Here is an 11,950-nt window from a genome sequence, read left to right as displayed (position 1 = left end):
ACTATCAGAGAGTCACTCTCCATTGGGAAGTAGGCACTAAATAGTGCGTTACTATCCCCCGATGACAACCTTCGTGGAGTCCTCGGGTCTGCCCGCCGACGCCTACTCGGCGAAGTGCCCGACCCGGCAGGTGCTCGATCACATCGCGGGCAAATGGACGATCCTGGTGATCGACGCGCTCCTCGACGGCACGCAGCGCTACACCGACCTCAGCCGGCGCATCGAGGGCGTCTCCCAGAAGATGCTCACCCAGACGTTGCGCAGTCTCGAGGCCGACGGATTCGTCACCCGCACGGTGTATCCCACGATTCCGCCCAGGGTCGACTACGCGCTCACCGCGCTGGGTCGCAGCCTCGCCGAGCCGATCACCGCCCTGAGGCAGTGGACCGAGACCCACATCAACGAGATCGAACGCGCTCGCGCCGGGTCTAGCTGAAGCCGACGGCGTGGTCGCCCCAGGCGGTGTGGAGGTCGGCGTCGGGGTTGTCCACGATGCGGTCGATGGTGTCGATCAGCAGGGTGGTGCGGGCGGTGGGGCGGTAGCGGGGCCAGTGTTTGGAGCCGTCGATGGCGGCGGGGACACTGTGTTCGGCGAAGGCCAGCCAGCGACGCTGCATGCGGCCCGAGACCGCGACCGAGGCCTTGCGTCCACCGAGCCAGAAGGTGGGGTCGTGGTTCAAGGTGCCGAAATTGCCGAATACATACGGTAATTCGGTGGCGTGACCGGCTCCCACCCTGGCCGCCTTCAACATCGGGGTGGCGTAGTCGAAGCGGTACATCCAGGTCGGCGAATGCTGGGCATGCCCCTCGGCAACCCAGGCCGCGGGCATCCGGAAGGCCGCGTCGGTCGACATCGCCAGTGCGCCACGGGTTTTGGTGAGGTCAGGGTAGGCGGAGGTGATCTCGGCGATCCGCTCGGGCGACATCTCCGGATGCGAGGCGGCGACGTCGCGCAGCATCGCGTTCACCGCGTCGGGCGTCACCGGCATGATCGGTGAGCGCAGCACCCGAAACAGCGACGCCTCATCGCGATTGGTGCCGATCAGCAACGGCACCCGATGCGAATGCCCCTGCTGGAATCGGTCGATCGGATAGCCGGGCAACAGGTCCGCGTCGACGACCGGTGCCGCGGCGAGCCTGCCCGGTTCCTTGATGGGCACCTCGTCCAGCAGCACGGACCCGATCTCGACGAGCTGTTCGATCGGCAATTCCAGCAACCGATTCGCCTCGCCGGGCCCGAGTTCGAGCAGCTCGAGATAGCGCTGTCCGACGACCGCCGCCCGTTCCTGCCCGAAAACCGTGGTAGCGGGCGGACTCTGGGCGATCGCCTGGTGGAACAGCCCGGCCGCGGCGGGCGAGGTGAGCAGCGCGGTGACGCATCCCGCGCCCGAGGACTCACCGAAGAGGGTCACGTTGCCCGGATCACCACCGAAGGCGGCGATATTGTCTCGCACCCACGCGAGGGCGGCGAGCTGATCGTGCAGGCCGAGGTTCGCGGTGAACTGCTCACCGAACGAGGACAGGTCGAGGAAGCCGAACACCCCGATGCGGTAGTTCACCGAGACGACGACCACGTCGCCCGCCTCGGCCAGCTTGCGTCCGTCGTAGATGGTCTGGGCGGCGGTGCCGAGGCAGTAGGCGCCGCCGTGCACCCAGACCATGACCGGACGCGGTGCGTCGTCGCTGGGCTCGGGCCGCGGTGACCAGACGTTGACCCACAGACAGTCCTCGCCCATCTGCAGGTCGGAATCCACCGGCACCATCGCACCCATGGCCTGCGGTGCGATATCGCCGAACACCACACAGTCGCGCACGCCGTCCCAGGGTTTCGGGGGTTCGGGTTTCGCGAAACGAGCGGGCCCGGCGGGAGCGGCGGCGTAGGGAATGCTGCGCCATACGGCGACCGGTCCATCCCAGGTTCCACCGACCGTGCCGTACTCGGTCTCCGCCAGTGGGTCGGCATCACGGGTCCGCGTGTCCGGGTCGAAATCGGGCTGAATGCTCATCGCACACCTCCTAGCCGGCACGACCGCACGGGTGCCTGTGTATTTGCTCCCGCTGGTCGCAGCACCTGGTGACTTCCTACGAGCGTACGTGGATACCGCCCGAACGCGTGCCCTACGCGCCATTTCCGCAGGTAACAGTTACTCCGCGGTACACGCGAAAGTCCCGTTCCGCGCCGACACCCGGCGGTCGTGACGCGGGTTCGGCGGCGGATGCCGCCCCTGCCCACCACTCCCGGGTGGACCGAGGTCGGCCGCCAGCCGGATCTCCCCCACCGGACAGCGGCCGACCTCTCGCCGATTAGCTGGAAATGTGCTGGGCTTCGTCACCGACATAGGCGGCCCACAGGCGCCGATACGGTCCATCGACGGCCACCAGCTCGGCATGCGCGCCGATCTGCACGAGCTTGCCCCCGCCGACCACCGCGATCAGATCGGCATCAGCGGCGGTGGCGAGCCGATGCGCGACGACGATCGTGGTGCGGCCCGCGGTCAGCACGTCGACCGCGGCACGCACCCGTGCCTCGGTGGCCAGATCCAGCGAGGCGGTGGCCTCGTCCAGGATGAGGATGTCCGGGTCGATGAGCTGCGCCCTGGCCAATGCCAGCAGCTGCCGCTGCCCGGCCGACAGACTGCGCCCGTGCGCGCCGATCGGCTGGTAGTACCCGTGTTCGAGCGCCGCGATCATCTCGTGCGCCCCGACCGCGCGGGCGGCCCACTCGATCTCGGCGGGCTCGGCATCGGGGTTACCGTAGGCGATGGCCTCGCGCACGGTGTCGCCGAACAGGAACGGCTCCTGCGGGACGACACCGAGACGTTTGCGGAAGTCGCGCAGCCGGAACCGGCGGATGTCGACACCGTCGACGAGAACCGCTCCCTCGGTCGGGTCGTAGTACCTGGCGAGCAGCTTGACCAGCGTCGATTTGCCCGCCCCGGTCTCTCCCACCAGGGCCACCTTCTGGCCCGGCTCGATCCGCAGGTCCAGTCCGTCGAGCACCGTGCGAGCCCGCGACGAGTACCCGAAACTCACCGCGCGCAGTTCGATCGCGCCGTCCAGGCCGGTCACCGGGAGCGGATCGGCGGCCTCGGGGGTGTCGACGGGGGTGCGCAGCAGGTCACCGATGCGGTCGACGCCGACCACCGCCTGCTGATAGCTGTCGAACACCTGCGAGAGCTGCTGGATCGGGGCGAACAGCAACTCGATGTAGAGCAGGAACGCGATGAGCGTGCCCGCGGTGAGCACGTCGTCGCGCACCTGGTGTACGCCCACCGCGAGCACCGCGGCCGTGGCGATCACCGACATCAGCTCGATGCACGGGAAGAACACCGCCATCAGCACCTGCGAACGCAGCCGCGCGTCGCGATAGGCCCACGACCGGCGCTCGAACTCGTTCTGGTTCACCGACTCCCGGCGGAACGCCTGGGTGACGGTGATGTTGTCGACGTTCTCCTGCAGATACGCGTTGACGGCGCTGACCCGCTCCCTGGCCAGGTTGTACGCGGGAATCGACGCGCGCCGGAAGGCCACGGTCGCCACGCCGAGCACCGGCAGCAACACGAGGACCACCACGGCCAGCTCGGCGTCGATCACCAGGAGTGCGGCGACCACGCCCGCGATGGTGACCGTGCTGGTGAGCGCGGTGGCCAGGCCGGTCTGCAGAAACGCCGACAGCCCGTCCACGTCGGTGGTCATCCTGGTCATGATCCGGCCACCGAGCTCGCGCTCGTAATACTGCAGGCCGAGCCGTTGCAGGTGGGCGAAGGTCTTGAGGCGCAGACCGTAGAGCAGCCGCTCCCCGACCCGCCCGGTGACGCGCACCTGGGCGACGCTGATCGCCCAGTCCACCACCACGACCACGATCGCCAGCGCGGCCGCGCCGATCACCACGTCGCGCGCACCGGCCAGGACGCCGTGATCGATGCCGTAGCGCACCAGGAACGGGATCAGCACCTGGGCGATGGCATCGAGTCCGACCAGACCGAGTCCGGCGAGCAGCGGCCAGGTGAACGGGCGAAGCAGTCGCGGCAGGGAGAACGCGGTGTCCGGGGTGTGGGAGAACGACGGGTCGACCTCGGGTTCGCCGGACACCGGCGGCAGCCGGTCGAGCAGGGCGACGATATCGCCGCTGGGTGGCGCGCTCGCCATCATGCCCCCGCCCGCGCCACCGCCGGGACCCGCGGGCGCGCCGGCCGAGCGCCGCGCGAACGCCTTGGCCAGGTGTTCCATCGTGCGGTCGTCGTCGGAGTCGACTTCCGGTGCCACCCAGAGCTCTTCGGTGGCGACCCGCGTGCTGTCGCGGTGCGGATCGACGCCGATGCCGACGACTTCCGGCGGCGTGAACAGGGCCCGGAACAGTTCGCCGGACTGCTGTAGTTCGCGCAGTGTGCCCAGTTCGGCGACGCGACCGCCGTCGAGAACCGCGACCCGATCGGCGAGCGCCAGGGTCGAGATCCGGTGCGCGACGACGATGGTCGTACGCTTGCGCAGCTCGGCGCCGATCCGCCGGTAGATCTGTTCCTCCACCTGGGCGTCGATGGCGGAGGTGGCGTCGTCGAGCACCAGGACCGGCGCCTCGGTGAGCAGGGCCCGGGCGAGCGCGATGCGCTGGCGCTGACCACCCGAGAGCCGTTGTCCGCGTTCACCGATGGTGGTGTCGATGCCCTGCGGCAGGGCGGTGACGAATTCGTCGGCCGCGGCCAGATACAGCGCGTGCCAGACCTGTTCGTCGCTCGCGTCGGGTCTGCCGTAGGCGACGTTGGCCCGGATCGAATCGGCCATCAGGTGCGTGTCCTCGAAGACCATCGCCACCTGCGCGCGTGGGTCGGGCAGCATTCGCAGGTCGATCCCGTCGAAGCGCACCGCGCCGGAATCGGGCTCGAGCAGGGCGGGCAGCAACGACACCAGGATCGACTTGCCGCTGCCCGCACCACCCGCGACGGCGACGGTCTCGCCCGAGCCGATCCGCAGGTCGACGCCGTCCAGGATCATCGTGTCGTCGAAACCGAAAGTGACCGCGTCGAATTCGATCGACGGCGGCTCGGTGGCGCCGAGTCCGCTCGAGGCGGCGACCGGCGTCCCCGCCGCGCCGGGCGCCGCGCCCGCGTCGTCCGGCGCTTCGATCACCTCGCGCACCCGGTCGAGGGACGCCTTGCCCTGCTGGCTCACGGTCAGCAGCATCGAGAACTGCCGCACCGGCCCCACGAAAGCGCCCAGATAGGTCATGAACGCGAGAAACGTGCCGAGCGTGATGGATTGGCGCAGCGCGAGCAACCCGCCGACGATCAGGATCAGCGCCTGCCCCGCCGCGGGCACCGCCTGCACGACGGGGGTGAACCGGCTGGTGATCCGGGCGACCCGCAACCGCGACCGGTACAGCACCCGCGCACGCGCGCCCAGCTGATCCAGCTCGTATTGCTCCTGCCCGAAACCCTTCACCACCCGCACACCGGCCACGGCGGCCTCGACCTGCATCGCCACTTCGGCGGCTCGCGCCTGCGCGTCCCAGTTCGCGGGGAACAGTTGACGCTGGCTGCGCCGGGTGACGATCCACAGCCCCGGCAGCACGACCAGCGCGATCACGGTGAGCGCAGGCGACATCACGGCCATCAGCACCAGCACCGCCAGCAGCAGCGCCACATTGCCCGCGATCATCGGGATGAGCTGCAGGAACATCTGGATCAACGTGACATCGGTGATCGCCCTGCTCACCACCTGCCCGGTGCGCAACTGTGCCTGCTCGCGCCCGTTGAGCCGCAGCAACGCGGCGAACAGGTCGCGGCGCAGGTCGTGTTGCACCCCCAGCGACAGCTCGGAGGAGGCCACCCGGCGCGCGTACGACGACGCGAACCTGGCCACCCCGATCACCAGCAACAGCACCACCCACGGCGTCACCGACGCCGCGGTGGCACTGAGTGTGTCGACCACATGCCGCACCACCAGCGGCAGCGCCGCGGTGAGCAGTGCCGCCGCCAGCGCACCGGTGTAGCTGACGATCACCAGCCGCCGGTGCTCGAGACAGCGGCGGGTCAGGTACCGGATCCAGTCCGATCTCATCGGGCGGCCACGAGCGCGTCCGCGTCGTCGAACTGGTTCGCCGGTCGCGCGAGACCGTAGTGGCCGCGCAACGTGGTCTCGGTGTACTCGGTGCGGAACAGGCCGCGCTCCTGCAGGATCGGGACCACCTCGTCGACGAAGCGCTCGAGCCCCGACGGCAGTACCGCGGGCATGATGTTGAAGCCGTCGGCGGCGCCCTGGCGGAACCAGTCCTCGATGGCGTCGGCCACCTGGACCGCGGTGCCCGCGAAGGTGCGGTGCCCGCGTCCGCCACCGAGCCGGGCGATCAGCTCGCGCACCGTGAGCCGTTCGCGCCGAGCCAGATTCACGATCAGGGTGAAGCGGCTCTTGGCGCCCTCGATGTCGTCCTCGGTGGGCAGCTCCTCGGGGAGCTCACTGTCGAGGTCGAGCTCGTCGACGGGCAGCTTGAACCGCTCGGCGAGTTGCTTGCGCGCGTATTCGGGCGAGATCAGCCGCGCCAGTTCCTCGTCGAGTGCGCGGGCCTGCTCCTCGGTGTCGCCGATGATCGGGACGATGCCGGGCAGGATCTTGATGCTCTCCGGGTCGCGGCCCGCGGCGACGGTGCGGGCCTTGAGGTCGGTGTAGAAGGCCTTGGCATCGTCGAGCGTCTGCTGCGCGGTGAACACGGCTTCGGCGTAGCGGGCGGCGAACTCCTTGCCGTCCTCCGATGATCCCGCCTGCACCAGCAGCGGATATCCCTGCGGGGAACGCGGCAGGTTCAGCGGGCCGTCCACTCGGAAGTGCTCGCCGTGGTGCAGGATCTTGCGCACCTTCGAGGCATCGGTGTGGATGCCGAGTTCCTTGTCGGCCAGGATGGCGTCGTCGTCCCAGCTGTCCCACAGTTTCGTTGCCACGTCGACGAATTCGGCGGCCTTCTCGTAGCGCAGCCGATGGTCGGGGGTGTCGTCGAGACCGAAGTTGCGGGCCGCGTCGGCACCGGCGGTGGTGACGATGTTCCAGCCTGCCCTGCCGTTGCTCGCCCAGTCCACCGAGGCGAACCGGCGCGCGAGGTTGTAGGGGTCGTTGTAGCTGGTGGAGGCCGTGGCGATGAGGCCGATCCGGCTGGTCTGCACGGCGACCGCGGTCAGGATGACGGTCGGCTCCAGCTTGCCGCTCGGCCGACGACCGGGGTCGCCCATCAGTACCGGGCTGTCGGCGAAGAAGATCGAGTCGAGCTTGCCGCGCTCGGCGGTCTGGGCGAGCCGGACGTAGTAGTTGATGTCGGTGTGCGCGTGGGGATCGCTCTCCGGCAGCCGCCAGGCCGCCTCGTGGTGACCGACCGACATCAGGAAAGCGTTGAGGTGCAGTTTCTTCGACATGATGGGTGCCTTTCAGGCCGCGGTCTCGGCAAGCCCGAGTGCGGTGAGCAGAGTGCGGCGGATGCGCTGGAACGCGGGCTGGCTCGGATCACGCTCGCCGGGCAGGTCGACCGGAATGTCCACCGCGAGCTTTCCGTCGTCGAGCACGATCACCCGGTCGGCCAGTGCGACAGCCTCGTCGACATCGTGGGTGACCAGCAGCACGGTCGGACGATGCCGGCTGATCAGGTCGCGCAGCAGAGCGTGCATCTTGATCCGGGTGAGCGCGTCGAGCGCGCCGAAGGGTTCGTCGGCCAGCAGCAGATCCGGTTCGCCGACCAAGGAGCGGGCCAGCGACACTCGTTGCTGCTCACCGCCGGAGAGCTCTCTGGGCCAGGCGCGTTCCCGACCGGCCAGGCCGACCTCGGCCAGGACCTGCTCGCCGGCGGCGCGGCGCGTGCGCGGCTGCCCGTAGAGCACGTTCGGCAGCACCCGCTGCCAGGGCAGCAGCCGTGAATCCTGGAACACCACCGAGGTCTTCGCCGGGATGCGCAGTGTGCCGCCGCCGTCGACGTCGTAGTCCAGCCCGGCGAGCGCCCGCAGCAACGTGCTCTTGCCGGAGCCGCTGCGTCCGAGCAAGGCGACGAACTGGCCGGGCGCGATGGTCAGGTCGATCGAGTCGAGCACCGTGCGATCGCCGAATCTTCGCGTGAGCGAGCGCACTTCGACACCCGCGACCTTCGGCTCGCTCACCCCGCGATAGTGCGTCGCCATGACAGCACCCTCCGTTCCACCAGGCGGATCGCCGAATCCGAGGCCAGGCCGAAGACGGCGTAGACGACCAAGCCGACCAGGATCACATCGGCCTGCCCGTAGTTCTGCGCGTTCGACATCATCTTGCCGAGACCGTCGATGGCGTTGACCGTCTCGACCACGATCAGCACCAGCCAAGCACTGGTGACCGACATCCGCAGACCGAGGAAGAAGCCGGGCAGCGATCCGGGCAGCACCACGCTGCGAATGAACTCCGCGCGTGAAACGCCTTGCACCTCCGACAGTTCCACCAGTTTCTGGTCGATCGTGGTGAGTGAGGCGTGGGTCTGGATGTACATGTGCACGACCACGCCCAGGGTGATGAGCACGAGCTTGAATTCCTCGCCGATACCGAGCCACAGGATCATCAGCGGAATCAGGCCGAGGGTGGGAATGGCCCGCTTGATCTGGACCGGGCCGTCGATGAGCGATTCACCCCACCGGGAAAGTCCCGCGATCACGGCGAGCGTGGTGCCGATGAGCACGCCGAGGACCATGCCGATCAGCACCCGTTGCAGCGACACCCCCAGGTTGGCCAGCAGTGGCCCGTCGACCAGCAACTCCCAGCCGGTCGCCAGGACAGTCCACGGCGCTGACAGTTTGCGCGGGTCGATCAGTTCGAGCAGTGAACCCGCGGCCCAGGCCGCGACCACCAGGACCACACCGAGCAGGCGGGCGGCGGGGAAGGCCTTGCGCAGTCCGAGCCGGCGCAGCGTGCGCCGCTCGACGAATCCGTCACCGGACGGTGCGGAAACCGGAATCGCGGTGCGAGACAGGGCGATGGTCATTGCTGCCCCTTGGTGCGATACGGCGCAGGCACCGCGTCGAACGCGATCTTCTCGAATCGGCGGTCGAACAGTTCGCCGGCGGGGAAGGAATTACCGAAGAAGCCGGCTTTGGTCACCAGATCGATCGTCTCCTGTTCCCAGGTGATCGCCTCGTTCCAATTCTCCGGGAAATACGGCTTTTCCGTCGTGGCGACAATGCGTTTGCCGTCCTCTGCCGAGACCGACTGATCTTTGACGTAGTACGCGTCGATCCATTCCGTGGGATGCTCCCAGGCCCAGACTTCGCCGCGTGCCCAGAATTTCACGAATTCGGCGACGGCAGCGGCTTTGCTGTCGTCACGCAGCACCGAGGTCGGCGCCCACAGCACGGTCAGCGCGTCGACGGCGGGAGTGTCGATCGCGGTGGCGCCGTCGACGCGGTACTTGTCGAGGTACTTGGTCAGGGTCGGTTCGCCGAACGGGGCGACATCGATTTCCTTGGCCTGCAGGGCAGTGAGGAACTTCGTGCTCGGCAGCTCCACGAGCTGCACCTCGTCGGTGCGGATGCCCGCCGCCTTCAGCGTGCGCAACACCACCAACCCCTGCGCCTGGCCCGGCGAGAAGCCGATCTTCTTCCCGCGCAGCCCATCGAGGTTGGTAAAGGTCGATCCGGGGGCGGTGGCCAGCTTGTACAGCGGGGTCGTGCGCACCTTGACACCGACGATCTTCGCGTCGAGCCCGCTGGCGTGCGCGTGGATCGGCGGAATGCCCGCGTTGGTGGCCAGGTCGACCGAGCCGCCGCGGAAAGCCTGGATGACATCGGGGCCGGCCTGCACGGCGGGCCACGACGACACCGTGAACCCGAGCTTGTTCAGTTCTCCCGACGCGGTCAGCGCCACTTTGGCGGTATTGGCCGCGACCGCGAGCGAGACCCCGGCGGGGACCTGGGTGGGCAGCGGATTCGTCAGCGCGGCGCCGCCCTCGTCACCGGTGGCGCAGGAGACCGCGAGCAGCGAAGCCGCCGCGGCGAGAAGTGCTATTCGTCGAATATTTTTACGCAAGGTGATTTCCCGAATTTGATGGAAGAATTGTCGGCGACGGAATTCGAACCGCGACAACACAGCACATCCGACGTAACCCGGGCGACGCCGGACTGCATTTTGTTCATAGTGTCAACTGTCGCGGGTGACGCCGCTTCCGGTCAATATTCGACTGTCTTAAAATAACCACGAATCAAACTGCCTGCGCGACAACCGTGCTCAGGGGATCGCTGAACAACTCCTGCAACACCACTCCGGCCGCCGCCATCACCAGCACCTGACCGGGGAACGTCGACGCGAAGATCACCTCGGACGGGTCGGCGCCGATGGTCGAGTGGGCGCGCACCGCGTCGTCGTAGGCTTCGCGGACGCCGGGAACCGTGATCAGGCCACGGTCGATCAGCACCAGCGCTTCCGGGTCGATCAGATCGATCAGTGCCGCGGCGACCTCGCCCATCACCGTGGCGCGCTCGACGAAGTACTCGCGTTCCGGGCCACCCGCCGCGGCCGCCGCCACCAATGCGGGGAAGCCGTCGTACCGGCCGGCCGCTTCGGCACGCGCCAGCAACGCGTGGTCACCGAGAGCCTCGAGCGCGAATCTGTCGGTCGTGCCGAGCAATCGGGCGATCGAGCCCGCCCCGAAATGTGGCCCGCAGTGGACGCGGCCGTGCACGGCGATGGCGGCGTCGATGACATTGCCGACGAACAGCACGATCGAGCTCGCCGAGCCACGCAGGCGTCCGTAGAGCTGCTCGGCGTGCACCGTCGCGCGGGTATGGCTGTCCACACTGACCGGTAAACCCGTTCGGGCACTCAGGTATTCGCGAACCGGCACATCACGCCAGCGCAGATAGGAGTGTTCGACGACCGAACCGGTGGCGGTGTCGACACGGCCGCCGATCGCCACCCCGAGCCCGCGGATCCGCACCTGGTCGGCAAGGGCGGCCCCGACCGCGCGCACTCGCTCCAGCACGGCGTCGAGGATGTCGTACGGGGCATGGGTGCGATGGGGCACCTGCTCGCTGTGCAGCACCGCACCGGCGATGTCGACCACCGCGACGGTGATCTGCACCGCCGCGATGTGCACCGCGATCACCACATTGCCGACCGCGTCCAGCGCGATCGGACTGTGTGGCCTGCCCACGCCACCCGGCCCGGGTGACTCCGGCAGTTCGACGAGCAGTCCCGCCTCGACCAGCGCCCGGCTCTGCCAGGTGACCGTGGCCGGGGAAACCCCGGCGTGTCTGGCCACCACGCTGCGCGGTGCCGACCCGAGGTCGAGCACCGCCCGCAATACCGCCCCCGCGCTACTGTTCGCCATGCGCCACCTCGCCATCACCGCTGTTCGCTCACGGTACGGAGCGCAGCGGCCACGACGAAGCGTTCGGCGCAGCGTGATCGCAAGCATCGGCCTTACACTGGGCCGATGCCGAACTACAGCTTCCGGTGTCGCTCCTGTGGCGACACGTTCGACGTCAACCGGCCGATGGCGCAGTCCTCGGATCCGGCCACGTGCCCGGTCGGCCACGACGACACCGTCAAACTGCTCACCACCTTCGCGGCGGTGGGACGCGGCTCGGCGCCCGCCCCCGCGCCCGCGCCACGTCCGGCGGGTGGGGGCTGCTGCGGTGGCGGCGGCTGCTGCTGACCCCGCCGGTTGCCCGGCCGTCAGTCGCGGCGGTCGACGTGGCCGAGGTCGCGATCGGGTGCGATCCGGTCGCGCACGCGCTGCTTGAGGACGGCGATATCGGGAAAACCGCCGTCCGCCTTGCGTTCCCAGAGTTGTTCGCCGTCGAGGGTGATGCGGAAGATGCCGCCCTGACCGGGCACGAGCGCCACCTCACCGAGTTCGGTGGCGAACGTGGTGAGCAGTTCCTGCGCCATCCAGCTCGCGCGCAGCAGCCAGCGGCATTGGGTGCAGTATTCGATCGCGATACGGGGCACCCGAGCAGTA

General features: G+C 68.6%; 10 protein-coding genes. 2 read left to right on the top strand and 8 right to left on the bottom strand.

The window, feature by feature from the left end:
* Positions 1-61 precede the first annotated feature (61 nt).
* The gene (locus tag ACWFRF_RS26200; RefSeq protein WP_387447539.1) at positions 62-436 is read left to right on the top strand and encodes a winged helix-turn-helix transcriptional regulator; all 375 of its coding nucleotides are present in this window, start codon (positions 62-64) and stop codon (positions 434-436) included.
* On the opposite strand, the gene ACWFRF_RS26195 is transcribed toward ACWFRF_RS26200, so the two are convergent.
* The 7 genes from ACWFRF_RS26195 to ACWFRF_RS26165 all read right to left on the bottom strand — a co-directional run bounded on the left by ACWFRF_RS26195 (position 429) and on the right by ACWFRF_RS26165 (position 11,317).
* The gene (locus tag ACWFRF_RS26195) at positions 429-2,006 is read right to left on the bottom strand and encodes a carboxylesterase/lipase family protein (RefSeq protein WP_378993501.1); all 1,578 of its coding nucleotides are present in this window, start codon (positions 2,004-2,006) and stop codon (positions 429-431) included. The genes ACWFRF_RS26200 and ACWFRF_RS26195 overlap by 8 nt on opposite strands.
* A 298-nt stretch (positions 2,007-2,304) precedes the next feature.
* Complete coding sequence (locus ACWFRF_RS26190; RefSeq protein WP_452452732.1) at positions 2,305-6,057, bottom strand: ABC transporter ATP-binding protein; 3,753 nt, start codon at positions 6,055-6,057, stop codon at positions 2,305-2,307.
* Complete coding sequence (locus ACWFRF_RS26185; RefSeq protein ID WP_378993498.1) at positions 6,054-7,397, bottom strand: LLM class flavin-dependent oxidoreductase; 1,344 nt, start codon at positions 7,395-7,397, stop codon at positions 6,054-6,056. The genes ACWFRF_RS26190 and ACWFRF_RS26185 overlap by 4 nt, the downstream gene beginning before the upstream one ends.
* Before the next feature lie 12 nt (positions 7,398-7,409).
* Positions 7,410-8,150, bottom strand: coding sequence for an ABC transporter ATP-binding protein (locus ACWFRF_RS26180; protein WP_387447536.1), 741 nt, complete (start codon positions 8,148-8,150; stop codon positions 7,410-7,412).
* Positions 8,126-8,977 (bottom strand): ABC transporter permease, encoded by an 852-nt coding sequence (locus tag ACWFRF_RS26175; protein WP_379311950.1) that lies wholly within the window; start codon positions 8,975-8,977, stop codon positions 8,126-8,128. Before ACWFRF_RS26175 ends, ACWFRF_RS26180 begins: the two co-directional genes overlap by 25 nt.
* Complete coding sequence (locus tag ACWFRF_RS26170) at positions 8,974-10,017, bottom strand: ABC transporter substrate-binding protein (protein ID WP_378993493.1); 1,044 nt, start codon at positions 10,015-10,017, stop codon at positions 8,974-8,976. The genes ACWFRF_RS26175 and ACWFRF_RS26170 overlap by 4 nt, the downstream gene beginning before the upstream one ends.
* Before the next feature lie 172 nt (positions 10,018-10,189).
* A complete protein-coding gene (locus ACWFRF_RS26165) occupies positions 10,190-11,317 on the bottom strand; it encodes an ROK family protein (protein ID WP_452452728.1) in 1,128 nt (375 codons plus the stop codon).
* Positions 11,318-11,422: 105 nt separating this feature from the next.
* On the opposite strand from ACWFRF_RS26165, the gene ACWFRF_RS26160 reads away from it, so the two are divergent.
* The gene (locus ACWFRF_RS26160; protein ID WP_378916873.1) at positions 11,423-11,644 is read left to right on the top strand and encodes an FmdB family zinc ribbon protein; all 222 of its coding nucleotides are present in this window, start codon (positions 11,423-11,425) and stop codon (positions 11,642-11,644) included.
* Between the two features lie 20 nt (positions 11,645-11,664).
* Here ACWFRF_RS26160 and ACWFRF_RS26155 read toward each other — a convergent pair whose 3' ends face one another.
* Positions 11,665-11,940 (bottom strand): SelT/SelW/SelH family protein, encoded by a 276-nt coding sequence (locus ACWFRF_RS26155; RefSeq protein ID WP_132369677.1) that lies wholly within the window; start codon positions 11,938-11,940, stop codon positions 11,665-11,667.
* Positions 11,941-11,950 lie beyond the last annotated feature (10 nt).

It is taken from the genome of Nocardia sp. NPDC055165, from assembly GCF_053606985.1.
Note: the sequence above shows the minus strand (reverse complement) of the source record. Positions and strands in the feature narration are given on the sequence as shown.

What these genes read in the sequence shown, in the direction of transcription:
- ACWFRF_RS26160 (WP_378916873.1), top strand. Translation starts at nt 11,423, where the DNA reads ATGCCGAACTACAGCTTCCGGTGTCGCTCCTGTGGCGACACGTTCGAC.
- ACWFRF_RS26185 (WP_378993498.1), bottom strand. Translation starts at nt 7,397, where the DNA reads ATGTCGAAGAAACTGCACCTCAACGCTTTCCTGATGTCGGTCGGTCAC.
- ACWFRF_RS26165 (WP_452452728.1), bottom strand. Translation starts at nt 11,317, where the DNA reads ATGGCGAACAGTAGCGCGGGGGCGGTATTGCGGGCGGTGCTCGACCTC.
- ACWFRF_RS26200 (WP_387447539.1), top strand. Translation starts at nt 62, where the DNA reads ATGACAACCTTCGTGGAGTCCTCGGGTCTGCCCGCCGACGCCTACTCG.
- ACWFRF_RS26175 (WP_379311950.1), bottom strand. Translation starts at nt 8,977, where the DNA reads ATGACCATCGCCCTGTCTCGCACCGCGATTCCGGTTTCCGCACCGTCC.
- ACWFRF_RS26180 (WP_387447536.1), bottom strand. Translation starts at nt 8,150, where the DNA reads ATGGCGACGCACTATCGCGGGGTGAGCGAGCCGAAGGTCGCGGGTGTC.
- ACWFRF_RS26195 (WP_378993501.1), bottom strand. Translation starts at nt 2,006, where the DNA reads ATGAGCATTCAGCCCGATTTCGACCCGGACACGCGGACCCGTGATGCC.
- ACWFRF_RS26190 (WP_452452732.1), bottom strand. Translation starts at nt 6,057, where the DNA reads ATGAGATCGGACTGGATCCGGTACCTGACCCGCCGCTGTCTCGAGCAC.